At 74.5% G+C, this 26,245-nt stretch carries 24 protein-coding genes and 2 CRISPR repeat arrays; of the genes, 16 read left to right on the top strand and 8 right to left on the bottom strand.

Annotation, left to right across the window (positions count from 1 at the left end; all coding sequences use genetic code 11):
- Positions 1–162: 162 nt before the first annotated feature.
- Positions 163–693: a hypothetical protein gene (locus O4J56_RS05705; protein ID WP_270684085.1), complete on the top strand. Its 531-nt coding sequence runs from the start codon at positions 163–165 to the stop codon at positions 691–693.
- A gap of 70 nt (positions 694–763) precedes the next feature.
- Here O4J56_RS05705 and O4J56_RS05700 read toward each other — a convergent pair whose 3' ends face one another.
- Positions 764–1,366 (bottom strand): TetR family transcriptional regulator, encoded by a 603-nt coding sequence (locus O4J56_RS05700; RefSeq protein ID WP_270684083.1) that lies wholly within the window; start codon positions 1,364–1,366, stop codon positions 764–766.
- Between the two features lie 299 nt (positions 1,367–1,665).
- Here O4J56_RS05700 and O4J56_RS05695 point away from each other — a divergent pair, with 299 nt between their 5' ends.
- Together O4J56_RS05695 and O4J56_RS05690 are read left to right on the top strand one after the other, a co-directional pair.
- On the top strand, positions 1,666–2,865 hold the full coding sequence (locus O4J56_RS05695; protein WP_270684082.1) for an MFS transporter: 1,200 nt from the start codon (positions 1,666–1,668) through the stop codon (positions 2,863–2,865).
- A gap of 133 nt (positions 2,866–2,998) precedes the next feature.
- The gene (locus tag O4J56_RS05690) at positions 2,999–3,655 is read left to right on the top strand and encodes a LysE family translocator (RefSeq protein WP_270684081.1); all 657 of its coding nucleotides are present in this window, start codon (positions 2,999–3,001) and stop codon (positions 3,653–3,655) included.
- A gap of 105 nt (positions 3,656–3,760) precedes the next feature.
- On the opposite strand, the gene O4J56_RS05685 is transcribed toward O4J56_RS05690, so the two are convergent.
- A complete protein-coding gene (locus O4J56_RS05685; protein WP_270684080.1) occupies positions 3,761–4,732 on the bottom strand; it encodes a WD40 repeat domain-containing protein in 972 nt (323 codons plus the stop codon).
- Between the two features lie 252 nt (positions 4,733–4,984).
- Here O4J56_RS05685 and O4J56_RS05680 point away from each other — a divergent pair, with 252 nt between their 5' ends.
- Together O4J56_RS05680 and O4J56_RS05675 are read left to right on the top strand one after the other, a co-directional pair.
- Positions 4,985–5,767, top strand: a complete 783-nt coding sequence (locus O4J56_RS05680) for an ABC transporter ATP-binding protein (RefSeq protein ID WP_270684079.1) — start codon at positions 4,985–4,987, stop codon at positions 5,765–5,767.
- Positions 5,767–8,274 carry an ABC transporter permease gene (locus tag O4J56_RS05675; protein ID WP_270684078.1) on the top strand — a complete coding sequence of 836 codons (2,508 nt, stop codon included), beginning with the start codon at positions 5,767–5,769 and terminating at the stop codon, positions 8,272–8,274. The genes O4J56_RS05680 and O4J56_RS05675 overlap by 1 nt, the downstream gene beginning before the upstream one ends.
- Positions 8,275–8,488: 214 nt before the next feature.
- On the opposite strand, the gene O4J56_RS05670 is transcribed toward O4J56_RS05675, so the two are convergent.
- A complete protein-coding gene (locus O4J56_RS05670) occupies positions 8,489–8,950 on the bottom strand; it encodes a nuclear transport factor 2 family protein (protein WP_270684077.1) in 462 nt (153 codons plus the stop codon).
- Positions 8,951–9,039: 89 nt separating this feature from the next.
- Here O4J56_RS05670 and O4J56_RS05665 point away from each other — a divergent pair, with 89 nt between their 5' ends.
- The gene (locus O4J56_RS05665) at positions 9,040–9,612 is read left to right on the top strand and encodes a TetR/AcrR family transcriptional regulator (protein WP_270684076.1); all 573 of its coding nucleotides are present in this window, start codon (positions 9,040–9,042) and stop codon (positions 9,610–9,612) included.
- A gap of 151 nt (positions 9,613–9,763) precedes the next feature.
- Positions 9,764–10,054, top strand: coding sequence for a LapA family protein (locus O4J56_RS05660; protein ID WP_270684075.1), 291 nt, complete (start codon positions 9,764–9,766; stop codon positions 10,052–10,054).
- Between the two features lie 165 nt (positions 10,055–10,219).
- On the opposite strand, the gene O4J56_RS05655 is transcribed toward O4J56_RS05660, so the two are convergent.
- Positions 10,220–10,939: a response regulator gene (locus O4J56_RS05655; RefSeq protein ID WP_270684074.1), complete on the bottom strand. Its 720-nt coding sequence runs from the start codon at positions 10,937–10,939 to the stop codon at positions 10,220–10,222.
- Positions 10,936–12,393 (bottom strand): sensor histidine kinase, encoded by a 1,458-nt coding sequence (locus O4J56_RS05650; RefSeq protein ID WP_270684073.1) that lies wholly within the window; start codon positions 12,391–12,393, stop codon positions 10,936–10,938. Before O4J56_RS05650 ends, O4J56_RS05655 begins: the two co-directional genes overlap by 4 nt.
- A gap of 209 nt (positions 12,394–12,602) precedes the next feature.
- Here O4J56_RS05650 and O4J56_RS05645 point away from each other — a divergent pair, with 209 nt between their 5' ends.
- The 6 genes from O4J56_RS05645 to O4J56_RS05620 all read left to right on the top strand — a co-directional run bounded on the left by O4J56_RS05645 (position 12,603) and on the right by O4J56_RS05620 (position 19,266).
- A complete protein-coding gene (locus O4J56_RS05645; protein ID WP_270684071.1) occupies positions 12,603–13,664 on the top strand; it encodes a lactonase family protein in 1,062 nt (353 codons plus the stop codon).
- Positions 13,665–13,818: 154 nt separating this feature from the next.
- Positions 13,819–14,091: a CRISPR direct-repeat array (repeat unit 29 nt; unit sequence GTGCGCCCCGCACCCGCGGGGATGGACCG).
- A gap of 962 nt (positions 14,092–15,053) precedes the next feature.
- A complete protein-coding gene (locus O4J56_RS05640; RefSeq protein WP_270684128.1) occupies positions 15,054–15,584 on the top strand; it encodes a biotin transporter BioY in 531 nt (176 codons plus the stop codon).
- Positions 15,581–16,312 carry an energy-coupling factor ABC transporter ATP-binding protein gene (locus O4J56_RS05635; RefSeq protein WP_270684070.1) on the top strand — a complete coding sequence of 244 codons (732 nt, stop codon included), beginning with the start codon at positions 15,581–15,583 and terminating at the stop codon, positions 16,310–16,312. Before O4J56_RS05640 ends, O4J56_RS05635 begins: the two co-directional genes overlap by 4 nt.
- Complete coding sequence (locus O4J56_RS05630) at positions 16,309–16,920, top strand: CbiQ family ECF transporter T component (protein WP_270684069.1); 612 nt, start codon at positions 16,309–16,311, stop codon at positions 16,918–16,920. Before O4J56_RS05635 ends, O4J56_RS05630 begins: the two co-directional genes overlap by 4 nt.
- 331 nt (positions 16,921–17,251) lie before the next feature.
- Entirely contained in the window at positions 17,252–18,187 is a 936-nt protein-coding gene (locus tag O4J56_RS05625; protein WP_270684068.1) for a serine hydrolase, read from the top strand.
- Between the two features lie 44 nt (positions 18,188–18,231).
- The gene (locus tag O4J56_RS05620; RefSeq protein WP_270684066.1) at positions 18,232–19,266 is read left to right on the top strand and encodes a threonine aldolase family protein; all 1,035 of its coding nucleotides are present in this window, start codon (positions 18,232–18,234) and stop codon (positions 19,264–19,266) included.
- Positions 19,267–19,432: 166 nt separating this feature from the next.
- A CRISPR array of direct repeats spans positions 19,433–19,705; the repeat unit is 29 nt; unit sequence CGGTCCATCCCCGCGTCTGCGGGGAGCAC.
- Between the two features lie 211 nt (positions 19,706–19,916).
- Here the strand turns inward: O4J56_RS05620 and O4J56_RS05615 are convergent.
- Genes O4J56_RS05615 through fabG form a run of 3 tightly spaced genes read right to left on the bottom strand, consistent with a single transcriptional unit; the run spans position 19,917 to position 23,114 of the window.
- Positions 19,917–21,113: an acyl-CoA dehydrogenase family protein gene (locus O4J56_RS05615; protein WP_270684065.1), complete on the bottom strand. Its 1,197-nt coding sequence runs from the start codon at positions 21,111–21,113 to the stop codon at positions 19,917–19,919.
- Positions 21,110–22,315 carry an acyl-CoA dehydrogenase family protein gene (locus O4J56_RS05610; RefSeq protein WP_270684064.1) on the bottom strand — a complete coding sequence of 402 codons (1,206 nt, stop codon included), beginning with the start codon at positions 22,313–22,315 and terminating at the stop codon, positions 21,110–21,112. Before O4J56_RS05610 ends, O4J56_RS05615 begins: the two co-directional genes overlap by 4 nt.
- A 37-nt stretch (positions 22,316–22,352) precedes the next feature.
- Positions 22,353–23,114, bottom strand: a complete 762-nt coding sequence (gene fabG / locus O4J56_RS05605; protein ID WP_270684063.1) for a 3-oxoacyl-ACP reductase FabG — start codon at positions 23,112–23,114, stop codon at positions 22,353–22,355.
- Positions 23,115–23,441: 327 nt separating this feature from the next.
- Here fabG and O4J56_RS05600 point away from each other — a divergent pair, with 327 nt between their 5' ends.
- The 3 genes from O4J56_RS05600 to O4J56_RS05590 all read left to right on the top strand — a co-directional run bounded on the left by O4J56_RS05600 (position 23,442) and on the right by O4J56_RS05590 (position 26,142).
- The gene (locus O4J56_RS05600; RefSeq protein ID WP_270684061.1) at positions 23,442–24,206 is read left to right on the top strand and encodes an amidohydrolase family protein; all 765 of its coding nucleotides are present in this window, start codon (positions 23,442–23,444) and stop codon (positions 24,204–24,206) included.
- Between the two features lie 352 nt (positions 24,207–24,558).
- Positions 24,559–25,320 (top strand): glycerophosphodiester phosphodiesterase, encoded by a 762-nt coding sequence (locus O4J56_RS05595; RefSeq protein WP_270684060.1) that lies wholly within the window; start codon positions 24,559–24,561, stop codon positions 25,318–25,320.
- A gap of 342 nt (positions 25,321–25,662) precedes the next feature.
- Positions 25,663–26,142 carry an ATP-binding protein gene (locus O4J56_RS05590; RefSeq protein ID WP_270684059.1) on the top strand — a complete coding sequence of 160 codons (480 nt, stop codon included), beginning with the start codon at positions 25,663–25,665 and terminating at the stop codon, positions 26,140–26,142.
- The last annotated feature ends 103 nt before the right edge of the window (positions 26,143–26,245 follow it).

The following is a 26,245-nucleotide window of genomic DNA, read 5'->3' as shown; positions in this document are numbered from 1 at the left end:
GTGGGCTTGGGGGCGTCCTGGGCGGAATGCCGATCGTAGCGCTTGGGGTGCCGGTGGGTCGGCGGGTGCCGATGGGATGGAGGGGTGCCGGTGGATACCGGTGTATAGAGTGATCCGTGCTCCGATCGGCCCCGGCCGCACATCCCCTGGAACGGAGACCGCGTGTCCGCACCTGAACAGCAACGGCCCCTCGTGCAGCAGGCCGTGGAGTCGTGGTCCCGGATGGAGACCCTCATCGGCACGCCCCTCGGCGAGCAGGCCTGGAACGAGCACTGGGGCCTGGTGGCGCGGCTGCGCCGGAAGTACGTGCTCTTCTGCCTGGGGCTGGGGCTGTTCTCCGCGGGAGCGGCCGCCATCGCGGTGACCCAGCTCGGACTGGTCTGGCAGGCGGGGGACGGCTTCCCCTTCGCGGTGCTGCCGTTCGTGCTCGCGCCGGTGATCCTCGGGCCAGTGTGGAAGCGCCAGACCGCCGCGACCGTGGCCCCGTTCCTGGGGCAGCGGCGCCACGTGTGGCCCCGGTGGCTCTTCTCGCTGGTCTACCCGGTCGTCCTGATCCTCGGCGTGTTCGTGCCGTGGAGCCTCGCCTCGACGGTGGTGGCCGCTGTCCTGTGCGCGGCCCCATGGTGGCTCAGCGCGGGCCTGGAGGCGCGGCGCCCGATGCCGTCCTATCCGGAGGCCTGGCGCACGGCCTGACCGGCGGTCGGCGGGGGCGCGTAGGCCGGCCGGGGCTCAGTAGGTGCTCAGTCGGTGCCCGGCCGGGCACTCAGTCGGCGCCGCCCCGGTCCTCCGTCGCCTTGCGGACCACGTCGACGATGGTCTCCCTCATCGCCGCGTCCACGTCCTCCTCGGGGAGGTCGTCCTCGGAGACGTCCGAGATCAGGCGGTTGAGCTGCGGCAGGATCGAGGGCCAGGCCGCGAGTCCGATCACCACCATCAGCATCGACGTCGTGCGCCGGTCGGCGCCGGTGCCCAGGAGCTTCGCCAGCGCGTCCACCTTCGTCGCGTAGTGCGCCTTGCGGTCCTCGCGCCCCGGGAGCTCGGCCTCCTCGCCGTAGTGCAGCGACTCCCACATCAGCAGGCGCAGCAGCTGGGGGTTGCGCCGGTGGTAGTCGTAGAGCCGCCCCGCGTACTCGGCGACGTCCCCGGACGGCAGCCCGATGCCCTCGGTGTGCTCGCTGAGGGCGTCCACCATGACCGCCTCGAACAGGGCGTCCTTGTTGCCGAAGTGCCCGTAGATGCGCTCCTTGTTGACCCCGGCGCGCTGGGCGATGCGCTCGACGCGCGCACCCCCGATGCCGTGCTCCGCGAACTCGTCACGGGCGGCGGCCAACAGGCGGGCGCGAGTGGCGGCGGCATCACGAGGCATGGCGCCCAGGGTAGCGCCCACCGACCGGTTCGTTGGAAGCCGTAGGGCGGGGCGATGTCGCGCTCCTGCCTGCCGTCCGGCGGGCCCCTCACGGTCCGGGCGGGCGGGCGGCGCATACCGGGCAGCGGTTCGGGGGGCGGGCATCCAGTGTCGTGAAAACGACGCTTTTATGCAGATCAGGTGTCGATTCCACCACTCAAGACTCCTCCGCGCCGCCCGGCCGCCGGGTAGCGGCGGGCGGCTGGGAGCGCGGGGTGCGGCGTTGCCAACCGAAAGGTTGGTTGGATACGGTCGCGGGCATGACATCACCCGCCCCCTCGGGCACCTCTGAAGCCGCCCCCGCATGGGCGCGGACCGGGCCGGCCATCGCCCTGCTCGCCGCCGCATGCATTCCGATGGTCGGCCAGATGTACTCCGTCCTGGCCCTCCTCGGGCCCATGGCCGAGGACCTGGGGTCCACGCCCCACGCCCTCACCTGGGTCTCCACGGCCTTCGCCATCGCCTATGCCGTCGGGTTCCTGGCGGCGGGCGCCCTGTGCGAGCGGTTCGGGTCCCGCGCCACCATCACCTGGGGGCTGGTCGCGACAGCCGCCACCACCGCGCTCGTCGCCGCCGCGCACACCCCGGAGACGGCCATCGCCCTGCGCGCCCTGCAAGGGCTGACCACCGCCACCCTCGCCCCGGCCGCCTTCGCCTACGTCGGCGAGCACATCCGCCCCGCCCACCGGCCGGCCGCCATGACCGCCGTCAGCGGTGCCGCCCTCGCCTCCGCGCCCCTCATGCAGATCGCCGCGCAGGGCATCGCGGCCGTCACGGGCTGGCGCGCGGTATTCCTGGTCAGCGCGGTCGCACTCCTGGCGGCGGCCCCCGTCGCCCGGGCCGTCCTGCGCGGGCCCCGGCACGCCGGGCGCCCGCTGCTCGGCGCGTTCGCCGCGATGCCGGGGCTGTTCGTCCAGCCACGCCTGGCGGCGCTGTTCGCCGCGACCGCGACGCTCCTCGGCGGCTTCGTCGCCGTCTACACCGCCGTCACCATCGCCGGGCCGCCGGAGATCGCGGGCGACGACGGCGCCCTGCTCGTCCTCCGGGCCTCCGCCCTGCCCGCGATGGTGGCCGTCCCCTTCGTCGCGGGGCTCCTCGGGCGCTGGAGCGCGGGGGCGCGCGCCGTCGCGGGGCTCTCCCTCGCGGCGCTGTCCGTCCTGGCGACCGCCGTCGTGGGCGGCGGCGCCCTCGGCCTCGGGACCGTGCTGCTGGTGTTCACCGCCGCCATCCTGGTGGCGGCGCCCGCATTGGTGCAGAGCATCGGTGACCACGCGGGGCCGGAACGCCGGGGCATGGGGACGGCGCTCTACGCCTTCTCCATGTTCGTCGGCGCGGGGATCGGCCCCCAGCTCGCGGCGGGCGCGGCGGGGCTCGGGTTCTCGGGGATCACCACCGCGGTCGCCGGGGTGCTCGGCCTCGGGGCGGTCCTCGCCGCCCTGGCCCGGCGCCCCGTGCGCTGACGGCCTTCCCTCGTTGATCTCGGGAGAAACGACGCTAAAAGCGCGCTCGTAGGGTCACTTCTCCCGAGATCAACAACGTGGGGGAGGTGAAAATGGGGCGAACCGCACGAACCCCGCATGGCACAATCCCGCCATGGATCCTGCGCTGATCGCCGCCTTCTCCCTGGCCGTCCTCCTGCTCAGCCTCGCCCCCGGGCCCGACATGCTCTTCATCGTCGCCAACGCCGCCGCCGGCGGCCGACGCGCCGGGCTGGTCGCCGCCCTGGGGATGTCCACCGGGCTCTTCGGGCACACCCTGGCCGCCGCCTTCGGCCTGGGGATGCTCATCAGCGCCGCACCCCAGCTCCTCGACGCGATCCGCCTGGCCGGCGCGGTGTTCCTGGTGTACCTCGCCTACACCACCCTCAGGGACGGCCGCCGCAGCCGCGTGGAGGCCGCTGCCGCCGCAGAGGAGGCCCCGGCCGCCCCGGCGGCGCGATCGCTGCGCCGGGTCTACACCATGGCGACCCTGACCAACCTCGCCAACCCCAAGGTGGTCCTGTTCTACCTGGCGTTCTTCCCGCAGTTCCTGACCACGGGCGGGGGCGCCCTGCCAGTGACGGCCCAGATGCTGCTGCTCGGCGGCCTGTTCATCGTGATCGGGCTGCTGGTGGACGGCACCATCGGGGTGGCGGCCGGGCTGCTGTCCGACCGCCTGCTGCGCCGGGGCCCGGTCCGCCGGTGGATCGACCGCGCCTCCGCGGCGATCTTCGGGGCCCTCGCCGCCCGCCTGGTCTTCGACGTGCGCTGAGGCCGTCCTGGGCGGTCGCGGGCGGCGAAGGCGGGGGGAGCGCAAGGGGCGGCGGGGCGGAGAGGGCCGGTCAGCGGCGCCGCTCCGGTGCCCCCACCGCCGCCCTCACGCGGCCCAGTCGAGGTGGTCGATGTCCCTCGGGGCGGTCGTGACCTCCTCAGGTACCAGCTCGGGCTCCACCCGCGCCGTGTACACGTTGGGCCCCTCGGAGAAGACGACCCACCGCCCGTCCGAGGACCAGTCGAGCTCGTCCACGACCCCTCCGTACCGGAAGACCTCGTCCACGGAGCCGCCGTCGCGGTCCATGGAGATGCCGACGGTGTCCCCGCCGTCCTCCATGGTGAGCAGGAGCCGCTCCCCGTCGTCCGTGACGACCAGGTCGTGGACGGGGCGGTCGAAGGCGCGGATCTCCGCTTCCCGCTCTCCGCCGGGGCTCATCAGGGTCAGCCGCCCCGCCTCGGGGTCGGAGGCGTGGATCAGGAAGTACCCCTGGCCCTCGGGGTCCCACGCGCCCTCGTCCCACTCCCAGTTCCAAGCGCTGCCGCCCGCGCTATCGAGGTCGCGGCGCTCGTCCGCCGCGCGGTCCCAGACCTTCAGGTACAGGCTCCTCTTGGGAACGAAGTCGGCGTAGAGGAGCTCCCCGCCGTCGGGCGACCACGCGAGCACGTTGTGCGCGAACGCGCTCGGCCGGTACTCCTCGCCGAGCTCCATGGTCTCCACGTCCAGGATCCGCAGGGGCGGCGCCCCGGCGGCGTCGGAGTCCTCGAAGATGCCGATGGTCAGGAGGTCGTCCCCGGCGCCCCAGAGCACCTGCGACGCCGCACCCCGCACGGAGCCGGTGTCGAGGGAGGAGCCGTCGGGCCGGACGAGGCCCATGTCCATCAGGTCCTCGTCGGGTAGCCCGAACAGGGTGTAGGCGATCAGGGCGTTCGGGGGCGGTCCACCGGCATCGGCACCGGCGGCCGTCGGGGCGCCCGCGGCGGCGAGGACGGCGGTGCCGAGCACGGCGGCGGTCCGGAGGAGAGAGCGGTGGTGGGCAGGGGGGTGGTCGGGGGTGTGGTCGGGGGAGCGCGTCACTGGTCCTCCACAAGGCGTCCTGAACTTCGGACCCCACAGGACGGCGCACCGCGCGGCCAGGATGACCGCCCGTCCGCACCCGGACAGGCGAGTCCGAGGACGCGCCCGCCCCCGTCCCTGACGAAAGTCAGGGGGCCTCTCCCGTCGATCGGTTCTGTCGGTGCAGGTCACCGTCTCCGTAGCGTTCCGGTCACCGTCGGACGCGCCCTGCGGACGACGCGGACCGGCACGCACCGACACGGAAACGGCGACATGCACCGACAGACAGAACCCGCGGCCCCCGCGCCCCGCCCCAAGGCCCTGGACGAGCCCGCGCTGCGCGCCACCGGCCTGGTCAAGCGCTACGGCGACGGCCCCGCCGCCGTCACCGCCGTGGCCGGGGTCGACCTGGCCTTCTCCCGCGGCGAGTTCACCGCCGTCATGGGCCCCTCCGGCTCCGGCAAGTCCACGCTCATGCACCTGCTCGCCGGGCTCGACACCCCCACCGCCGGGCGCGTCACCGTGGAGGGGCGCGACCTCGCCTCCCTCGGCGACCGCGAGCTGACCCGCTTCCGGCGCGAGCGCATCGGCTTCGTCTTCCAGGCCTTCAACCTCCTGCCCGCGCTCACCGCGGAGGAGAACATCCTCCTGCCCCTCCGCCTCTCCGGCCGCCGCCCCGAACGGGCGCACTTCGACGAGGTCGTCGAGTCCCTCGGCCTCGGCGACCGCCTCGCCCACCGGCCCGGCCGGCTGTCCGGCGGGCAGCAGCAGCGGGTCGCCGTCGCCCGCGCGCTCCTCACCCGCCCGGCCGTGGTGTTCGCCGACGAGCCGACCGGCGCCCTCGACGTCGCCACCGGCCGCGAACTCCTGGGCCACCTGCGGCAGGCCTGCGACCGCCTCGGCCGCACCGTCGTCATGGTCACCCACGACCCGGCCGCCGCCACCTACGCCGACCGGGCCGTGCTGATGTCCGACGGCGCCCTGCACGGCACGCTGGACGCCCCCACCGCCGACGGCGTGCTGGCCGCCATGGCGGGCGCGGACGGTGAGCGCTGATGCTCGGCCACGCCTGGGCGCACGTGCGCGCCCGTCCCGCCCGCCTGGCCGCCGTCCTGCTCGCCGTCGCGCTGGGCACCGCGTTCCTCGCCGCGACCGCCGTGTTCACCTCCACCTCGGCCGCCGGTCTGCGGATGGTCGCCGCCGCCCCGCTGGCCGGGGCGGACGTGGTGGTCGACCGCGACCCGGAGGCCGCCGGCGGCGACCCCGACCCCGACTGGGCCGACCGGCTCGCCGAGGAGCCCGGCATCGCCGCCACGGCCCCCGTGCACGCCCGCACCGTCCAGCTCTCCACCGGCGACCGGCGCGGCACCGCCAACGTCTACAGCGTCGCCGACCGGACCGGCCTGCGCTGGTTCGACCTGGCCGAGGGGCGGTGGCCCGAGGCGCCCGACGAGGTCGTGGCCGACCCGGCGACCGCCGAGGCCGCCGGGGCCGCCGTGGGCGGGGAGGTGCGCCTGGTCGACGCGGAGGGCGCGGAGACGACGGCGACCCTGGTGGGCGTCGCCGACCTGGACTTCCGGCCGCTGGCCGGCGTGCAGTACCGGCTCTACGCCCCCGAGTCCGCCTTCGACGGCGACACCCCGGCCACGGCGCTGGCGCTGGTCGAGCCCGGAACGACGCCGCAGGAGGCCGCCGACCGGCTCGACGCGGCGCTGCCGTCCGGGTTCACCGCCGCCACCGCGGAGCGGCAGATGGACGAGGCGGCCGACCGGTTCGCCGGCGGCTCCCGGCAGCTTGAGACCGTGCTGCTGGCGTTCGCGCTGGTGGCGCTGCTCGCCTCGGCCATGGTCATCGCCAACACCTTCACCGTGCTGCTGGCGCAGCGCCGCCGCGACACCGCCCTGTTGCGCCTGGTGGGCGCCGACCGCCGCCAGGTGCGGCGGATGGTCGCCCTGGAGGCCGCGATCGCCGGGGCCGCGGGGGCGCTCGCGGGCACGGCCGCGGGCGTGGGCCTCGGCTACGCGTTCGCCGCTGCCATGGGGCTGACCGGCGACGGCATGCACGTGTCCCCCATGGCGCTGGCCGGGGCGTTCCTCATCGGACTGGGGACGGCGGTGGGCTCGGCCTGGCTGCCGGCCCGGCGGGCGGCGGCGACGGCTCCGGTGGAGGCGCTGCGCGCGGCGGACATGAGCGGCGGGGTCCGGTTCGGCGCGGTGCATGCGGTCGGCGCGGTCCTGGCCGTCGCCGGGGCGGCGGGCGCGGGCGCCGGGTCGGCCGCGGGTGCGCCCCTGGTGACGGTGGTCGGCGGGTTCGCGGCGGCGCTCGGACTCCTGGCAGCCCTGCGCTACCCCATCGCCCGCTCGTTCGGGGCGGTGCAGACGGTGCTGCGCCGAATGGGCGGCACGGCGGGCCTGGCCGGGGCGAACCTTGCGCGCAACTCCGGCAGGGCGGCGACGGCGGCGCTCGCGCTGGTCCTCGGGCTGGGACTGATCACCTCGCTGGCCACGGCGGCGTCGACGGGGCAGGCGACGATCGACGCCGACCTGCGCGACCGCTACCCGGTGGACGTGGGCGCGCGCGTGGCGGAGGGTTCGGTCGCGCGCGAGACGGTGCGGGCGATCGAGGACATCGACTCCTTGGAGACGGTGGAAGCCGTCCGCACGGCCGACGTGAGCATCGGGGAGATGGGCGAGACGACGCTCGTCGGCATCTCGCCGAAGATGGCTGAGGCGGCCGGAGCCGAGCGGCTCCGGGAGGAGCCCTCAGGCGGTGGCGCCGGGGCGGCGCCGGTCATGCTCGTCGGCGACCGGCAGCTGGCAGCCCTGGGCGCCGAGGAGGGGGAGCGCGTGCGCCTGGCCGTTGGAGTCGGGGGAACCGGGGGAGCGGAGGTGGAGCGCGACTTCACGCTCTACTCCTCCGGGCTCGCCGAGGTGGCGGGAACGGTGGCGCCCGTGGTCCGTGAGGACGTGCTGGACGAGCTGGAGGGCCGGGGCGCGCCGGGGGACGCGGACGCCGACCGCTCCATGGTGTGGGGCGTGGCCGGGGACGGCGCCGACCGCGACGCGATCGCGGACCGGATGGCGGGCATCGCCGCCGACGACCCCGCCCTCCTGGTCGGCGGTGCGCTGAGCGAGCGCGCCGACATCACCGAGGCGCTGGACGTCATGGTGAACCTGTCCCTGGCCATGCTGCTGGTGACCGTGGTGATCGCGGCGGTGGGGGTGGCGAACACCCTCGGCCTGTCGGTGCTGGAGCGGACCCGGGAGTCGGCCCTGCTGCGGGCGCTGGGGCTGACCCGGTCGGGCCTGCGGGGGACGCTTGCGGTGGAGGCGGTGGTGATCGGCCTGGTCGGCGCGGTTCTGGGGATCGTGATCGGTCTCCCGTTCGGGATCGTCGGCGTCGGCGCGATCGTGGGAGACCAGGCGCCGCTCGTCATCTCCGTGCCGTGGTCCTCGCTGGGGCTGGTCGTGGCGGCGGCGTCGCTGATCGGGGTCGCGGCATCGGTGGTCCCGGCGCGCCGGGCGGCCCGCATCGCCCCGGCCGAGGGCCTGTCCGACGACTGACCGGGACCGGGTGGAACAGGGGCCGTGGGGCGCCCCGCACCCGGGGGCCGCACGGCCCGCCCCCCCGCGGCCGCCCCCGCCCCCGGCCGGAGGAGGCAGAGGCAATGGCGATCACGCAGTCGGGCGGCGATGAGCGTGCCGTGCGTGAGGCCATGCGCCGTCGTCACCGCCTGTCGCCCAGGGCGGCGGAGTGAACGCCCTGGACGGCGGCCGGTCACCGCACCGGGATCTCGACCCCGTACTCCTCCTTGGGGCGGGTGCCGAAGATGCGGCGGTCGGACTCGGCGATGGGCACGTCGTTGATGCTGGCCTCGCGGCGGCGCATGAGGCCGTTCTCGTCGAACTCCCACTGCTCGTTGCCGTGGCTGCGCCACCACTGCCCTGAGGTGTCGCGGCACTCGTACTGGAAGCGGACCGCGATCCGGTCGCCGTGGAACGCCCAGAGGCTCTTGCGGAGCGCGTAGTCCAGTTCGCGCTCCCACTTGCGGGCCAGGAACGCGGCGATCTCCTCGCGGCCCCGCAGGAACGTGTCGCGGTTCCGCCAGACGGAGTCCGGTGTGTAGGCGAGCGCCACGCGCTCGGGGTCGCGGGTGTTCCAGGCGTCCTCGGCGGCCTGGACCTTCTGCAGGGCCGTCTCCTCGGTGAAGGGCGGGAAGGGCGGTCGTCGCTCGGTCACTGCGGTCTCCCGTCGTTGAGAACGTGCGTTCTCCATCGGTGCGGACTTAATCTAGGGAACGACCGTTCTCAACGTCAAGGAGCCCTCCGATGCCCGCCCCGATCAGCGACGAACAGAACCGCCGTGACCGCGAGGCCCTCCTCGACACGGCGGAAGGGCTCTTCTACGGGCACGGCATCCGGGCGGTCGGCATGGACGCCGTCCGGGCCGGGTCGGGGCTGCCGCTGAAGCGGATCTACCGGTTCTTCCCCGCCAAGGAGGACCTGGTCGTGGAGGTGCTGCGGCGGCGCGACCGGCGGTGGCGGGGCGACCTGGCCGCGTACGTGGCGCGTGCGGAGGATCCGCGGGGGCGGGTGCCGGCGATGTTCGACTGGCTGGCCGAATGGTTCTCCCGGCCCGGCTTCCGGGGGTGCGCGTGGATCAACGCGTTCGGGGAGATGGGCACGGCGTCCGAGGCGGTCCTGGCGGAGGTGCGCGGGCACAAGGAGGCGTTCCGGTCCCAGGTGGAGGAATGGGTGCGCGACGCCGGAGGCGGGGCGGAGGAGGCCGAGGCGGTCTTCCTCCTGGCCGAGGGGGCGATCGTCACGGCGGGCATCGGCGGCGACCCGGCCCCCGCCCGCCGAGCGCGCGCGGCCGCCGAACGGCTCCTGGAGCGGTGCTGACGGAGGGAAGGCCGGGGAGACCGGGGAGCCTACGGAGATTTGGCCGCCCCCTGCCCAACTCCTGATCCTTCCCCGGGCAGGTGAAAGGGACCGGAACGAGTCCGTCCGGGGACGAGGGACAAGGGACGAGCACAGGGGCGGGAGGCGTGCGATGGCCGAGGGAAGCCTGCAGGGCGGCGCGGCGGCGGGGGCCGGAGAGGGGCGCGAAGAGGGGCGGAGCGTCCTGCAGTCGGTTCCGCCGCGGGTGTGGGTGGCGCTGGCCCTGTTGGTGCTGGCGGTGCTGTTCGTCCTGCAGAACCGGGACACGACGCAGATCCAGGTGCTGTTCGTCTCCGTGGCGGCCCCACTGTGGGCGACGCTGACCGGAGCCGTGGTGGTGGGCGTCGTGGTCGGGTTCCTGCTCAGGCCGTCGGGCCGGAAGAAGGCCGAGAAGCGGCGCTGACCCGGGGCGGAGTGTGGCATTCCCGCAAATGCGGGACCATAGGGGCACCGGACGGAGTCTCAGCCCCGAGGCCGGTCCATCCCCAGATGACGGGGCACTCCGTCCGGCCCGGCGGCACTGCGCCGCTGCGCGCTCCCGCGCGGCGCGGGTCGCCGTCGACGCCCGCTACTCGGGCTCCCTGGTCGCGCCCACCGCACCCGCCTCGTGGGCCAGGACCGCCGCCTCGACCCTGTTCCGCGCTCCGAGCCGGGTCAGGATCGTGCTCACGTGCCCCTTCACCGTCCCCTCCACCAGGAACAGGCGCCGGGCGATCTCGCTGTTCGACATCCCCGCCGCCAGGAGCGCCAGGACCTCGCGTTCGCGCTCCGTGAGCCGGGACAGCCGCTCCCGCGCCTTCAGACGGCCCATCGAGCGGTCGTGGTCCATCCGGTTCAGCACGCGCCGCGCCACCTTCGGGGACAGGTAGGCGCCGCCGTCGGCCACCGCCCGCACGCCCAGCAGCAGCTCCCGCGGGTCGCCGGTCTTGAGCAGGAACCCGTCCGCGCCCTCGGACAGGGCGCGGGCGACGTACTCCTCCTCGCCGAAGGTCGTCAGGACGGCCACCCCGACCCCCGGCGCAGCGCGCTTGATCTCGGCCGCCGCGTCCAGGCCGTTCATCCCCGGCATCCGGATGTCGAGGAGAACGACGTCGGGGCGGTGCGACAGCGCCAGGTCCACGCCCTGGCGCCCGTCGGAGGCCTCCGCCACCACCTGCACGCCGGCGTCCGCGTCGAGGATTGAGCGCACGCCGGCGCGGATCATCGCCTCGTCGTCCACCAGCAGGACCCGGATCGCTCCCGGCCTGCCCACCGGCTCGTCCACCGGGCCGTCCACGCCCCTGGTCACCGCCCCACCGTCTCCGCCGACACCAGCTTCTCCTCATCGAAGCACAGCCGGTAGCGCTCTCCGCCTCCGCCGAACACGTCCCCGTCGGAGCGGTAGTACCTGCACTCCAGGCCGTCCGGGCTGGCGGGCCGCCCGCCGCTTGCCAGGGGGCCTTCGTAGAGGTCCCTCCGGGGCAGGGACCCCTCCACTTCGGCGCGCGTCTGACCGGGCTCCAGGGCCGCGAACACCGACGGGGCCAGGGAAGCGGTCTCCGCCTGGTACACGGTGAAGGCGATCGAGGCGGCGTAGCCCGCGGCGACCATGGCGGCCGGCAGCCCGACGGCCGCCGCGACCGCCCACCCCGCGCGGCGCCGGGCGCGCCGGAGGTGGGCATCGGCCGCTTCCACGCCGCTCCCGGAATCCTCCGGTCGGCCCAGCCGTGCCTCGGACGGAGAGGCGGCCTCCCGTGCCTGGAGCGGAAGGCGCGCCGCCACCGTCCACCCGCGCTCGTCGCGGCCGGGGCCGGCGTCCAGGGAGCCGCCGGCCAACCGCACGCGCTCCCGCAGTCCGACAAGGCCGGTCCCGCCGCCGGGCGCTTCGGGGGCGGACGCGTCGGCCGCCGGGCCGGAGTCGCGCACCTGCACCGACACCTCGCCGGGCGCGCCCTCGACCAGGATGCGCACGGCCGCGCCCGGTGCGTGCTTCGCGGCGTTGGTGAGCGCCTCCTGGACGACGCGGAACGCGGCGCGCTCGACGAGGACCGGAACGTCGTGCAGGGCGCCGTCGTCGGTGAGTTCCACGTCCATCCCCGACGCCCGCGCGCGCTCGGCGAGGTCCCCGAGCGCGGCGTCCCCGTCACCGATCGGGCCGAGCGGCGGCGCCTCAGGGGCGGCGTCGTCGCGCAGGACCCCGACCGCCTCGACGAGGCGGTCGGCGGCCCGTCCGGCCGCCTCCCGCAACTCGGCCGCCTGGCCCCGCCGCTCCTCGGAGAGGTCGGACGCCATCTCCAGGCCGCCCGCGCGCAGGGCCAGCAGGCTCAGTTCATGGCCGACCGCGTCGTGCAGGTCCTGGGCGATGCGGGACCGCTCGCGCATGCGCGCCCGCTCGGCGACGAGGCGCGCCTCGCGCTCCAGGCGCCGGGCGCGCTCCCAGCCCGCCCGCTCCAGGGCGGCGGCGCTGCGCAGGTACAGGCCGACCAGCCAGGGGAGCAGGAGGGTGAGCAGGGCCAGCCCGCCGCCCACCACCCACATGCCGACCGGTTCCCCGGCGAGGGCGAAGCGCAGCGCCCAGGCGGCCGTGCCGACGCCGTACAGTACGGCCGCCGGGCGCGGGTCGGGGGAGAGGCGGCCGGTGAGGAGCGAGGCGACGGGCAGGGCGAACAGCGACGGCGGCCACCACCATGCCGCGAGCCCGGCCAGGGCGGCGCAGGCGAGCGCGGCGCGGCCGGGAGGGACGCGGAGGCGGGAAAGGAGCATGCCCTGGACGCTAGCCAGTCGTGATCACCGCCGTCACCTGTCGAAAGTAAGGACCGTTGCCCGCGGGCGGCGACGGGGACCGCGGCGGTGCGCCGCCCCGCCGGAGTGGGCCTTCCCGCCATTCCCGACCCGTACCGGCCGGGGCTCCGGAGCGCCGTGCGATCCTCGGTCGTGCACGGGGACCGCCGATGGGAAGGAAGGCGCCGCGGATGGGCGAGAGGCTGCTTTGGGTCGGGACCTACACGCGCGACTCCGAGCCGACGGGGACCGGCGTCGGCGTGTACCTCGCGTGGATGGACACCGAGAGCGGGCGGCTGGGCGGCGGGGGCGCGGCCGTGGAGGCGGCGGGGCCGTCGTTCCTGGCGATGCACCCGGACGGCGGCAAGGTGTACGCGGTGTCCGAGCGCATGGACGGGGCCCTGTCCTGGTTCGCGGCCGGGGAGGGCTGGGCGTCGGTGACGCTGGGGGAGACCCCGACCCACGGCAAGGCGCCGTGCCATGTGCTGGTGCACCCGGCGGGCAAGCACGTGATCGCCGCGAACTACTTCAGCGGGTCGGTGAGCGTGCACCCGATCGAGGGCGACTCGGCCCCGGGCCCGGCGATCGCGCTTCTGGAGGGGGAGGGGTCGGGACCGGTGGCCGGCCGCCAGGAGGGGCCGCGCGCGCACTGCACGGCGGTCGCCCCCGGTGGGCGGCACCTGCTCATCGCCGACCTGGGGGCCGATGTGCTGCGGGTGCACCCGTTCAATGCGGACGCACCGGAGCCGGTGGGCGCGGCGCTGGAGCCCGTGCGCCTGCCGCCGGGGACGGGGCCGAGGCACATCGCGATGCACCCGGCGGGGTTCCTGTACGTGTCGGGGGAGCTGGACGCGCGGGTGCACGTGCTGCAGTGGGACCAGGACAAGGCGTCGGCGTGGTCGCTGGGGGCCTACGAGGCGTCCCAGTACGGCGGCGAGGTGGAGGCCGTCTACCCGAGCGAGATCGCACTGTCGGCGTCCGGGGACCGGTTGTACGTGGCGAACCGGGGGGCGGACACGGTGTCGACCTTCGCGGTGGAGGAGGGCGGATCGGCGCTGCGCTTCCTGGCGGAGTACCCGACCGGGGGCAAGTGGCCGCGCCACTTCGCGGTGATGAGCGGCCATGTCGTGGTGGCGAACCAGGTCAGCGGAACGGTGACGAGCATGCCGATCGACGAGGAGGGCGTGGCCGGCGAGGCGGTGGACCGGCTGTCGATCCCCGACCCGGCGTGCGTACTTCCCGTAGGAGAATGAGGAGCGGAAGCGGGACGAGGACCGTCCCTGTCCGCGAAGAGGCCGAGAAGAATCGCTTTTTGATAACGCCCCACAATGATGCAGGTCAGTAAGAGTGCGCCCCGCAGCCGCGGGATGGGCCCTTCTTGATCCTGTCGTAGGCGCCCGGGTCGCTGTGCGCCCCGCACCCGCGGGGATGGGCCGCCGCTGTGCGTCGTCGGCGTCCTGGCGGGCGCGTGCGCCCCGCACCCGCGGGGATGGACCGGCCCGGAGGCCGGGGTCGTATGGGTGTCATCCGTGCGCCCCGCACCCGCGGGGATGGACCGTCCGGATCGGAGGCCAGCACGTCCACGCTGAGGTGCGCCCCGCACCCGCGGGGATGGACCGCTCGCCGACGAGCGGGAGGCGGCCGGTCGGCTGTGCGCCCCGCAGACGCGGGGATGGGCCCAGGGCGTGGACAGCACTTCGTACGTCCGATTCGTGTTCCCGGATCCGCCGCGATGCATCCCCGGGCCCTCGCCACGAAGGCACAGGTCCGTTTTGCAGTTGCACAGATGGACGACGATGGGCGATTGCACCCACTCTGGAGGCCAGCCCTTTTCGAGGAGACCGACTGTGAGCGACGCCCGCAGGCCCTACCATGACACCGATCCCGAGACCATCGAGGCCGCGTACGCCTCATACGGGCGCATGATGCGTGGCGCCCCACCACCCCCCGGATCCGTGACGTTTCATGCTGACAGCGCCGAGGATCTGCTGCGGCAGCTCAACGACCACTTGGGCCCTCCGACCCCCGGTGCCGCGTCCGATCACGTTCGAGCCCCGCGCTGATGGCTCTGCATGCCGGATGCTTCCGGGCCGATGCTCTACCACGGGGTGCTGCACTCCGGCCGGAACCGGATCGCGGTCGTGAGCCTCTACCAGGAGTATGTACGCGTCATCTCGATCTGCAGGTGCCCGCCCTCGCACAGTCGGGGATGGCCTCCGGAGTACACGGACACCGCGATCTTGCTGAATGGCTACCCGCACGCGCGGGGATGGACCGGCGTCGAAAATGACGGCCTTGATCACGAAGGCGTACTCCCCGCACGTGCGGGGATGTGGTGATCTTCCGGTTGCTTGTGAGGGGCGGACCCATAGCCCGGGTCCGCCCCTCACTGCCTTCGGTTCTAGAGAGGGAGCCGACAAACCCCCTGGCCCAAACCCTGTGGGGCGGCACATAGGTCCCTCAAGGTGACAAACCGGACAATGGGTGGCGTCCCCATCAACGCGGCGCCCTCCCCGGGCGCCCTCTGACCCGAGGACCCATCCATGGCCGAATCCCCTGCTCAGGCTGTTCGCTACCGCGGACTCACCGCCCGCGACCTCGCGCTCGTCGCCGTCTTCGCCGCACTCCTCGCCGCGCTGAGCATGCCCTTCGCCATCCCCGTCGGCCCGGTGCCGATCACCCTCCAGACCCTCGGCGTCATGCTCGCCCCCGCCATCCTCGGTGCCAAGCGCGGCACCCTCTCCATCCTCACCTTCCTTGCCCTCACCCTCGCCGGGCTCCCCCTCCTCCCCGGCGGGCGCGGCGGCATCGAGCCCTTCCTCGGCCCCACCGGCGGCTACCTCCTCGGCTGGGTCGTCGGCGCCCTCGTCATCGGCGTGCTCACCCAGACCCTCATGCGCCGCTACCGCTTCTGGGGCGGCTTCCTGATCAACATCGTCGGCGGCATCGGCGCCATCTACCTCGTCGGCGTCCCCTGGAGCGCCCTCTACCTCGGCGACACCCTCCTCGCCGGCTTCATCGGCGCGGGCGTCTTCCTCCCCGGCGACCTCCTCAAGGCCGTCCTCGCCGCCGCCATCGCCGCGGCCGTGCACCGCGCCTACCCGGTGCCCCCGGCCGGCCGACGGGTCGTGAAGGAACAGCCCGACGCCGAGTCCGAGCGCCCGCGCGCATGATCGAGCTGCGCGACGTCTCCCACGCCTACGGCGACCGCCCCGTCCTCCGCGGCATCAGCCTCGATCTCGCCGAGCACCGCATCGGGATCATCGGCGCCAACGGCTCGGGCAAGTCCACGCTCGCCCGCACCCTCAACGGACTCGTCGTCCCCGACTCGGGCACCGTGCGGGTCGACGGCCGGGACACCCGCCGCGACCCGCGCGCCGCCCGCCGCCGGGTGGGCTTCGTCTTCTCCGACGCCTCCACCCAGATCCTCATGCCGACCGTGGCCGAGGACGTCGCCCTCGGCCTGCGCCGCGTGGGCCTGACCGCCGACGAGACGCGGAGCCGGGTCGACGCCGTGCTGGACCGGCACGGCCTGCTCGACCACCGCGATCACCCGGCCCACCTGCTCTCCGGCGGCCAGAAGCAGATGCTCGCGCTCGCCTCGGTGCTGGTCACCGAGCCCGATGTGCTGGTGTGCGACGAGCCCACCACGCTGCTCGACATGCACAACGCGCGCGTCATCGAGCGCACCCTGCGCGCGCTGCCGCAGCGGCTCGTCCTGCTCACCCACCAGCTCGACATGCTGCAGGGCTTCGACCGCGTCCTGGTCATCGACGCCGGACGGGTCGTCTTCGACGGCGCCCCGGACGCGGCCATCGCCCACTACACCGCACTGATGGACGCCCGGGCGCCGAGCACGGAGCCGTCCGGCCTGCGGGAGGGCCCGGGGGAGCGGTCGTGAACGTCCTCGGCCTCTTCGTCCCCGGCCGGTCGGTGCTGCACCGCCTCCCGGCCGGGGCCAAGCTCCTCGGGCTCCTCGCCCTCGTCACCGTCCTCGTCGCACTCGACGACCACCGCGCCGGGCTCATCGCGACCCCCGCCGCCGCCCTCGCCTGCCTGTGCGCCTACCCCGCCACCGGCCTCGGCCTGCGGCGCCCGCTGCGCCTCCTCCTGCCCCTGCTGCCGTTCCTCGCCGTCATCGCGCTCTTCCAGACCCTCACCGGCGACCCCTGGGCCGCGCTGCGCGTCTGCCTGCTCCTCGTCGCCGCCGTCCTCGCGGCGGGCCTGGTCACCTTCACCACCCGCGTCAGCGCGATGCTCGACCTCTTTGAGCGCCTCGCCCGCCCGCTCGCCCCGGCCGGTGTGCGACCCGACCGCGTCGCGCTCGTCCTCGCCCTGACGGTCCGCTCGGTGCCCATGGTCGCCGCGGCCTGGCAGGAGTCGCGGGACGCCTGCGCCGCGCGCGGCCTGCCCGCCTGGCCCCACCTCACCGTCGTCCCGGTCATCGTCGGCATGATCCGCACGGCCGAGGCGATGGGGGAGGCGATGACCGCCCGCGGGGTCGACTAGATCCTGTCCGGGCCGGTCCGGAATCTCGTTGATCTCGGGGAACCCGGGCTTAAGAGAGCCGTCATAAGCCCGGGTTCCCCGAGATCAACGACGTAGGGGCCGGGCGGGGGCTCCGGGCGGAAGGCAGGGGCGAGGCCCGGACCGCCTGCGGGGCGGGCGTTTCTGCCGCCGAAGTTAGCGCAATCGATATGAGCGGGTATTAATCGGCAACTGTCGGACGTGCCAGCATTGGCACCACTAAGCCATGGATCATGTGCTGACGCGGGGTATCGCCCGCCTTTTACCCGGTCGCGAAACGGCCTGGAGATGGGCCGCCGTCGCGGCTGCGGCCGTGCTCGCGGCCCCCATGGCCGCCGCGCTCGATCCTCCGGCGGCGCGCGCGGAGACGGGTGCGGCGCCGTCCACCACGCCGTCGGTGTTCGCGCCCCCGTGGCATGATCCGGCTTCCTCCGGCACTGCAGGCCACGGAGGTCCCGAAGGCGGACCGGCCGCCCTCGCCTCCGACACCGAACGCGACCTCGCCCGGGAGCTGGAGGCCTACCGCGCCGAGATCACCGGGGACTTCTCCGTCGCCGCCGTCGAACTCGACAGCGGTACGGCGTTCGGCTACCGCGCCGATGAGCCCTTCACCCCGGGAAGCGTCGTCAAGCTCGACATCCTCACCATCCTCCTCCTCAAGGCCCAGTCCGACGGGCGCCCCCTCGATGAGGCGGAGCGCGCCCTGGCGAGGGCGGCGATCGGCTTCAGCGACAACGACGCCGCCGACGGCCTCTTCGAACGCATCGGCACCTACGCCGGGTTCCAGGAGGGCCGCGGCCGGCTCGGCCTGGCCGACGCCGGGGAACGGTTCGGCGGGCGGTGGGGCCTCGCCTCCACCACCGCGCGCGAACGCCTCACCCTGCTCAGCATCCTCTACACCGACGAAGGGCCCCTGGCCCCCGAATACCGGGAGACCGCACGCGGGTTCCTCTCCGGCGTCGCCCCGGAACAGGCCTGGGGCGTCTCCGCCGCCGACCGGGGAGGCGGCGCCGAGCTCAAGAACGGGTGGGTGCCGGTCGAGTCCGACGGCGGCCGCTGGGCGGTCAACAGCACCGGCCGCATCGTCGCCGACGACGGGCGGACCTACCTCGTCGCCGTGCTCTCCTCCGGCCACCCCGGCTACGGGTCGGGCGTCGAGTGCACCGAGCACGTGGCGGAGGCCGTCGTGGACGCGATGGCCGCCGACATCGCCCGCCAGGCCCCGCGCGGACCCGTCGGAAGCGCCTGACTAGGGTTGACCGGGTATCCGACGTGAAGGAACGGGAGCCGCCCATGCCCGCAACCACGCTTGAGATCGACCTGCGTTCGGACACCATGACCCGGCCCACCCCCGAGATGCGCCGCGCCATGGCCGACGCCGAGGTCGGCGACGACGTGTTCGAGGAGGACCCCACCGTCCGCGCCCTTGAGGAGCGCACCGCCGAGCTGCTGGGGCGGGAGGCCGCGCTGTACACCCCCTCGGCGCACATGGCCAACCAGATCGCGGCCTACCTGGCCGGCCGCAGCGGCGACGAGATCTGGGCGCACGAGCTGGCGCACATCCTGGGCAACGAGCAGGGCGGCACTTCGGTGCTGTCCCGCCTGCTGCCCCGGACCTTCTCGGGGCCGGACAGCACGCCGCCTCAGGAGTGGCTGGAGCGCCTCATCAAGGGGACGGACGATGTGCACCGCGCCCAGCCGGCGCTGGTCTGCATGGAGAACACCTTCACGGGCCGTGTCATGGCCCTGGAGGGGCAGGCGCGGGTGTCCGCGTTCGCCCGTGAGCACGGGTTGAAGGCGCACCTGGACGGTTCGCGGCTGTGGAACGCGGCGACGGCGTTGGGCGTGAGCCTCGCGGAGGCGGCGGCGGGGCCGGACACGGTGACCGTCTGCTTCTCGAAGGGGCTGGGAGCCCCGGTGGGCGCCGCGCTGGTGTCTGACCGAGACACCATCCGCCGCGCGCGCCGGGCGCGGAAGCTGCTGGGGGGAGGGATGCGCCAGGCGGGCATCATCGCGGCGGGGGCGCTGTACGCGCTCGACCACCACTTGGAGCGACTGGCCGACGACCACGCGAGGGCGGAGCGCCTGGCGGCGTCCCTGAGCGCGGCCCCGGGGCTGTCGGCGGAGGCCCTGACGAACATGGTGATCGCCAAGACCGAGCCGGGCGAGGCCCCGAAGCTGGCGGAGCTGGCGGGGGCGCACGGGGTGGGCTGCATCGCCATCGCCGAGGACACGGTCCGGATGGTCGTGCACCTGGATGTGAGCGAAGCCGACATCGCAGAAGCGGCAGCGAGGATCACGAAGGCGGCGGAGGCCCTGGCCGCCTGACAGGGAACGACGATGGGGGACCGCCGTAGGGCGGCCCCCCATTCGTGTGTACGGCGCGGGCCGGTTCCGAGGCCTGGCGTGCCATGACGAGACCACAGCAGCGATCAGTCCATCCCCGCACCTGCGGGGCGTTCCGGTACTCGCCTCCGTGCTCCGGAACCTCCCCAGGTCCATCCCCGCGTCTGCGGGGAGCGCTGGTCTACGGCGGCACCACCGAGACAGAGCTGCGGTCCATCCCCGCGTCTGCGGGGAGCACATGAACCTTGACGCCCAGCCCAGCCTGTCCGTCGGTCCATCCCCGCGTCTGCGGGGAGCACTGTGGGAGGCCCCGAACACCGCGGCCGCGCCCCGGTCCATCCCCGCGTCTGCGGGGAGCACTCCTCGCCGCCGAGCACAGCCGGGGGCGCCCGCGGTCCATCCCCGCGTCTGCGGGGAGCACTCTTACTGACCTGCGGCCTTGTGGGACGTTATCGAAAAGCGACCCGATGCGCACCCCTTGTGGACCGGTTCTGTCCTCATCAGGCATGCCCTGATGGACCATGAGGCACGAGGGAGCCGGGCCATGGAACGGCCTTCGAATGCCTCTCCACTGGCCCGACCCCCTCTCAGCGCGGCTCTCACCGCTGCCCGGCGCAGGAACACTGGCTCCCCTACGCCGACGGCAGCTCCACCAGCTCCGCCAGCAGTGCCCTGTGCCTATCCGCCGACCCCAACGCGATCGCGGCGCTCTTCGTCCGCTTCAAATACAAATGCGCCGGGTGTTCCCACGTGAAGCCGATGCCACCGTGCAGCTGCACCGCCTCCTCCGCCGCCTTCACCGCCACGCCCGACACGAACGCCTGCGCCATCGACGCGTTGATCCGCGCCTCCTCGCTCTCCTCGCCCGCCGTGTCGGCCGCCGCGCGCACCACCGCCCTCGCCTGGGTGATCGACACCCACAGGTCGGCCAGCCGGTGCTTCAGCGCCTGGAACGACCCCACCGGCCGCCCGAACTGCGTGCGCGTCTTCAGGTAGGCCACCGTCGTCTCCAGCGCCCACTCCGCCGCGCCCAGCTGCTCGGCCGCCAGCAGGGCCGCGCCCGTCCGCAGCGCCCGGGCCACCGCGCGCTCGGCCGCCTCGCCCGAGGCCAGCAGCCGCCCCGGCGTCCCGTCCAGCCCCACGTCCGCCAGCGGGCGGGTCAGGTCGAGGGTGGTCAGCGCCGTGACGTCCGCGTCCGAGGCCTCCACCAGGTACAGCTCCGACCCGCCGGGCCCGAGCGCGGGCACCAGCAGCACGTCGGCCGGGAGCGCGTCCACCACGCCCCCCACCGTCCCGGTCAGGCGGCCGCCCTCCGCGCGCACCACCGCCGGGAACGCCGCCCCCGACGGGGGAGCCGTGGCCAGCGGCACCGCGAGGGCGCCCCACGCGTCACCGGAGGCCAGGGAGCGCAGCGCCTCCGGAGCGGCCGCCGTGTCGGCCTCCACCCCGGTGCTGCCCTTCTCCGCCAGTGCGACGACCTCCATCAGCGCCGACGTCGCCAGCACCGCGCTGCCCAGGAACGGCACCGGCGCCACCGCCCGCCCCAGCTCCTCGGCGACCACCGACGCCTCCCGCCAGGTGGCCCCGGCCCCGCCGAGCTCCTCGGGGACCGGCAGCCCGACCGCGCCCAGCCCCGCCAGCTCCTTGGCCAGCGCGCCGTCGGCGACCTGGTCGGCCTCCACCCGGGCGAGCACCGCCTCGGCGGGCGACTTGTCCGCCAGCAGCGCCCGCACGCTGGCGCGCAGCTCCTCCTCGACCTCGCCGTAGAGCAGGTCCACCGCGGCCCCGTTCTCTCCGGCGCCGGCTCCGGCCTTCCCTTCGGCGCTCATTTCGGCAGGTCCTTCCACGCGACGTCCTTGTCCACCCGGGGCTCGCCGGGCAGCCCGAGGATGCGCTCGGCGATGATGTTGCGCAGGATCTCCGTGGTCCCGCCCTCGATGGAGTTGCCCTTGCTGCGCAGGTAGTGGAAGCCCGCGCCGCGCTTGGTGAAGGCGACCCCCTCGGGTCGGCGGAAGGTCCAGTCGTCGTAGAGCAGCCCCTCCTGTCCCAGCAGCTCCAGCTCCAGGCCGGAGATCTCCTGGTTCAGCCGGGAGAAGGCGTACTTGGCGGCCGACCCCTCCGGCCCGGGCTGCCCGACGGCGAGCTGCTGGCGCAGGCGCTCCTTGGTCAGCCGCGCCGCCTCGGCCTCCACCCACAGCCGCATGAGCGCGTCGTGCGTGCCGGAGGTGCGCAGCTCGGGCCGCTCGCGCCAGATGCCGGAGACGATCCCGATGAGCCCGCCCTCGCGCGGGTCGGGCTGCCCGCCGATGGCCACCCGCTCGTTCATCAGGGTGGTCTGGGCGACCTTCCACCCCTGGCCGACCTCGCCGAGCCGCAGGTCGTCCGGCAGGTGCACGTCGGTCAGGTACACCTCGTTGAACTCGGCCTCGCCGGTGATCTGCCGCAGCGGCCGCACCTCGACCCCTTCGGCCCGCATGTCGCAGACGAAGTAGGTCATCCCGGCGTGCTTGGGCACGTCCGGGTCGGTGCGGGCGACCAGGATGGCCCACCGCGCCTGGTGGGCCAGCGACGTCCACACCTTCTGCCCGTTGACCGTCCACCCGTCGCCGTCGCGCACCGCACGGGTGCCCAGCGCCGCCAGGTCCGACCCGGCGCCCGGCTCGCTGAACAGCTGGCACCACACCTCCTCGCCGGTGTACAGCGGCTTCAGGAAGCGCTCGCGCTGCTCGGGCGTGCCGAACGCGAGGATGGTGGGCGCCGCCATCCCCAGGCCGATGACCAGCCCTTCGCGGCCCTCGGGGGCGGCGCCCAGGCGGGCGAACTCGTCGTCGACGACGGACTGCAGCGCGCGCGGCGCGCCCAGGCCGCCCGCGCCCTCGGGGAAGTGGACCCAGGCGAGACCGGCGTCGAAGCGCGCGGCCAGGAACTCCTTTTGCCCGGTGGTCGCGGGGTCGTGCGCGGCGACGAATTCGGCGACCCGCCGCCGCAGTTCGGCGGCGTCGAGCGCCGCCCCTTCGGTGACCGTTGACATGGAACCTCCGTGGGACCGCTGGGGTGGGGACGGCGCGTCAGTCCAGGGGCCCACCGGCCACGTAGATGACCTGGCCCGAGACGAACCCGGCCTCCTCACCCGTCAGGAAGGCGATGGTGTTGGCGATGTCCTCGGGGCGCCCGGTGCGGCGGACCGGGATGTTGCCCGCCGCCGCCTTCTTGAAGTCCTCGAAGTCCATCCCGACGCGCGCGGCGGTGGCCGCCGTCATGTCGGTCTCGATGAACCCGGGGGCCACGGCGTTGGCGGTGACACCGAACTTGCCCAGCTCGATCGCGAGGGTCTTGGTGAAGCCCTGCATCCCGGCCTTGGCGGCCGAGTAGTTGACCTGCCCCCTGTTGCCCTGGGCGGAGCTGCTGGACAGGTTGACGATGCGCCCGAACCCGGCCTCGGTCATGTGCGCCTGGGCGGCGCGGGTCATCAGGAACGCGCCGCGCAGGTGCACGTTCATGACCGTGTCCCAGTCGTCCTCGCTCATCTTGAAGATGAGGTTGTCGCGGATGACGCCGGCGTTGTTCACCAGGATGACGGGCGGCCCCAGCCGCTCGGCGACGGCCGCCACCGCCTGGTCCACCTGCTCGGCGTCGGACACGTCGGCGCCGACCGCCACGGCCTCGCCGCCGTCGGCGGTGATGGCGTCGACGGTGCGCTGCGCGTCCGACTCGTTCAGGTCGAGCACGCCGACGGCGCGCCCCTCGGCGGCCAGGCGCCGGGCGGTGGCGGCGCCGATGCCGCGGGCGCCGCCGGTGACCAGGGCGACGCGGCGGGGGGTCTCGGCCATGGGAACCTCCTTGTGGGAACGGGTGTCGAGTGGTCCAGGACACATCCGGGGCGATCCTACCGAGCGCGACCGACCGAGCGGTATGTGGGGGTGGGGCCGGGCGTGACCGAGATCGCGCGGAGGTGTTCCCCCTCGTCCGGATCAGCGGAGGCAGGGCCGGTTTCCGCCCCCGTTCCGGCGGCGCCGGGGGCCGGCCCTCCCCGCTCGTGCGGCGTGGCGCACACGGCGGACGCTACGGTGGAGGCGGCGGACCCGCGCGCCGACGGGCCGCGCCAGGGCGGTCAGCCACCCCCGTGCCGCCCGCACCGCATCCCCGGCTGAAAGGCGATGGCGTTGTTCGACGCCCACCTGCACATCATCGACCCCCGCTTCCCGACGGTGGCCAACGACGGATTCACCCCTGAGCCGTTCACCGTCCAGGACTACCGGGAGCGCACCGCGCCGCTGGGCGTCACCGGCGGCGCCGTGGTCGCCGGGTCCTTCCAGGGCACCGACCAGGAGCACCTGCTGGCCGCGCTGCGGGAGCTGGGCCCCGCCTTCGTCGGCGTCGCCCAGCTCCCGCCGGACACCTCCGACTCCCAGCTGCGCGACCTGCACGCGGCCGGCGTGCGGGCGCTCCGCTTCAACCTGCACCGGGGCGTGGCCCGGGACCTGGACGCCCAGGTGCAGCTCGGGCGGCGCGCCGCCGACCTGCTCGGCTGGCCCTCGGAGTTCTACGTCGACGCCCGCAGGCTGCCGGAGATCTCCTCGCTGATCTCCCCGCTGCCGCGGGTCGCCGTGGACCATCTGGGCCTGTCCGCCGAGGGGCTGCCCGCCCTGCTCGACCTGGTCGCCTCCGGCGCCCGGGTCAAGGCGACCGGATTCGGCCGCGTCGACCTGGACGTGCCCGAGGCGCTGCGCGCCATCGCCGGGGTGAACCCCGGGGCCCTGATGTTCGGCACCGACCTGCCCTCGACGCGGGCCGACCGCCCCTTCCGCGACTCCGACGCCGAGCTGGTCGCCGAGGCCCTCGGCCCCGACCTGGCCGAGCGGGCCCTGTCCACCAACGCCCGCGAGTTCTACGGCGTCGCCTCCCGCGCCCACGTGGCCTGACGGGCGCCGCGGCACGGCCGGTACCGGCCGCCCGGCCCCCTGCGGGTCACACAACGTGACGGGCGCCCGCGCCGGCCCGCTCCCGGCCTTCCGGAGGATCGCCCGGGCGTCCCGCGCCCGAAACCGGGCGTTCGCCTCCGATTACGTTCGGTAGCAGTATGATGGCGCCCGCCCACCCGGTCCGGCCGCACGGAGGGGCGTCCCCCACCGCCCTCGTAGGGGTGGCACCACCGGGGCGGTAGAGGCCACTGGCGACTACGTTCAGTGACGAAATTCGGCCGGAAATCCGGGTATCGTAACGCTACGAGTTCGATCGGTCGGTTCCGCGCAGAAGGTCGGGGGTGGGTGGACGGTGATCGTCGTCGCACACCGGGGCGCCTCCGCCTACGCGCCGGAGAACACCCTCGCCGCCCTGGAGGCCGCGCCGCGGCTCGGCGCGCACATGGCCGAGATCGACGTGCGCCGCACCGCCGACGGGGAGCTCGTCGTCGTGCACGACCCCACGCTGGCCCGCACCACCGACGCCGCCCTGCGCTACCCCGGGCGGCGCCCCTGGCGCGTCCAGGACTTCACCCTCGCCGAGATCCGCACCCTCGACGCCGGGTTCTGGTTCTCCGACCGCTACGCCGGGCAGCGCGTCCCCACCCTGGGCGAGGCCCTGGACGTGCTGCGGCAGCACGGCTGCGGCGCCCTCGTCGAGCTGAAGGTGCAGCGGCGCGACCCGCTGCTGTGCTCGCGCATGCTGGAGTTCCTCGCCCGCGACCCCTACTGGCGCAGCGCGCGCCGCGACGGCACCCTCATGCTGCAGAGCTTCGACTGGGTCGTGCTGCGCGCGCTGACCGAGTCGCTCCCCGGCCTGTGCACGGCCGCCCTCGGCCGCCCCTACGGGCGGATCGGGCTGCGCCGCCTGGCCCGCTACGCCCGCCAGGTCCACCCGCACCACCTCCGGGTCACCGCCCCCTACGTGCGCCAGGTCCACGACCAGGGGATGGGCATGTTCGGCTGGACCGTCAACCACCCCGGAGCCATCCGGCGGCTGGTGCGCGACGGCGTGGACGGCATCATCACCGACTACCCCGACCGGGTGGCCGGGGAGGCGCTCCTCGCCGCCTGAACCGGCGGCCCGGCGGCCCGCCCGCGCCCGCCCCGCGCCCGGCAGGGCCGCCGTTGCAGGCCCCCTGCCTGGGGCTTCCCGGGGGCCGCAGAAAGTACGGGGATGAACTATCGGAATCCCCTGAACGGCGCGCGTCCGGTGTCCTAGGATGCGTGCATGAGGAAGATGCACGTGCATATGGGCCGTGCGCGGAGCGCCTCGGCCGCCGGAAGCCGGTGCACGCGGCCGGAACCGGCCCTGGAGCTCGGGACTCGACACGACTGCGAGGGGATCGCGGTGAGCGGACCGTCACGGGAAGGGGCAGTGCCGGGCGGGGGGACGGAGACGGCCCCGGCGGGAGGGGTGGGCGCGGCCCCCTGGTGGCCGGAGGCGCTCCGGTCGGGGGAGCCCCCCGCGAGCATCGCGGTGGAGGCCGCCCGCGGGCGCGGGGACGTCGCCTTCGACCTCCCCGCCGCGCCCGGGGCGCCCGGCGCGGCGCGCGAGATCGGCGCCCGGGTCCTCGGGGTCTGGGGGATGGGCGGGTTCGTCGGCGACGCCGAGCTGGTGCTGTCCGAACTGGTCACCAACGCCGTCCGGCACGGCACGCCGGGGGAGGCCGCCTCGTACGGATATGGGAACGTTATCCGCATCCGCTTCCTGCGCCGCGGCCGCCAGGCGGTCTGCGCCGTCCAGGACGCCTCCGTCCTGGTCCCCGCACCCCGCGAGCCCGACCTGCTGCTGGAGACGGGGAGGGGATTGCACCTGGTCGGGTGCTTTTCGCGGGAGTGGGGCGTGCTGCCCGTCCCGCCCCGCGGAAAGTACGTCTGGGCGCTGTTCGACTGAGCGCACCCTCCCTGACGGCCCCGCGCCGAGGTGCGCCGACCCCTGCCCCGTCCCTCAGGTGAGAGCGGTCCCACCCGCCGCCGACCGAACACGCGTCCGCGTC

This window comes from Nocardiopsis endophytica, assembly GCF_027706725.1.
GTDB lineage: Bacteria > Actinomycetota > Actinomycetes > Streptosporangiales > Streptosporangiaceae > Nocardiopsis_A > Nocardiopsis_A endophytica.
Note: the sequence above shows the minus strand (reverse complement) of the source record. Positions and strands in the feature narration are given on the sequence as shown.

Bases quoted from the DNA above. Each gene is read 5' to 3' on its own strand.
- O4J56_RS05675 (WP_270684078.1), top strand. From the start codon at position 5,767: ATGCTCGGCCACGCCTGGGCGCACGTGCGCGCCCGTCCCGCCCGCCTG.
- O4J56_RS05610 (WP_270684064.1), bottom strand. From the start codon at position 22,315: ATGTCAACGGTCACCGAAGGGGCGGCGCTCGACGCCGCCGAACTGCGG.
- O4J56_RS05620 (WP_270684066.1), top strand. From the start codon at position 18,232: ATGCCCGCAACCACGCTTGAGATCGACCTGCGTTCGGACACCATGACC.
- O4J56_RS05615 (WP_270684065.1), bottom strand. From the start codon at position 21,113: ATGAGCGCCGAAGGGAAGGCCGGAGCCGGCGCCGGAGAGAACGGGGCC.
- O4J56_RS05650 (WP_270684073.1), bottom strand. From the start codon at position 12,393: ATGCTCCTTTCCCGCCTCCGCGTCCCTCCCGGCCGCGCCGCGCTCGCC.
- O4J56_RS05695 (WP_270684082.1), top strand. From the start codon at position 1,666: ATGACATCACCCGCCCCCTCGGGCACCTCTGAAGCCGCCCCCGCATGG.
- O4J56_RS05680 (WP_270684079.1), top strand. From the start codon at position 4,985: ATGCACCGACAGACAGAACCCGCGGCCCCCGCGCCCCGCCCCAAGGCC.
- O4J56_RS05645 (WP_270684071.1), top strand. From the start codon at position 12,603: ATGGGCGAGAGGCTGCTTTGGGTCGGGACCTACACGCGCGACTCCGAG.
- O4J56_RS05635 (WP_270684070.1), top strand. From the start codon at position 15,581: ATGATCGAGCTGCGCGACGTCTCCCACGCCTACGGCGACCGCCCCGTC.
- O4J56_RS05690 (WP_270684081.1), top strand. From the start codon at position 2,999: ATGGATCCTGCGCTGATCGCCGCCTTCTCCCTGGCCGTCCTCCTGCTC.
- O4J56_RS05640 (WP_270684128.1), top strand. From the start codon at position 15,054: ATGCCCTTCGCCATCCCCGTCGGCCCGGTGCCGATCACCCTCCAGACC.
- fabG (WP_270684063.1), bottom strand. From the start codon at position 23,114: ATGGCCGAGACCCCCCGCCGCGTCGCCCTGGTCACCGGCGGCGCCCGC.
- O4J56_RS05600 (WP_270684061.1), top strand. From the start codon at position 23,442: ATGGCGTTGTTCGACGCCCACCTGCACATCATCGACCCCCGCTTCCCG.
- O4J56_RS05700 (WP_270684083.1), bottom strand. From the start codon at position 1,366: ATGCCTCGTGATGCCGCCGCCACTCGCGCCCGCCTGTTGGCCGCCGCC.
- O4J56_RS05660 (WP_270684075.1), top strand. From the start codon at position 9,764: ATGGCCGAGGGAAGCCTGCAGGGCGGCGCGGCGGCGGGGGCCGGAGAG.
- O4J56_RS05665 (WP_270684076.1), top strand. From the start codon at position 9,040: ATGCCCGCCCCGATCAGCGACGAACAGAACCGCCGTGACCGCGAGGCC.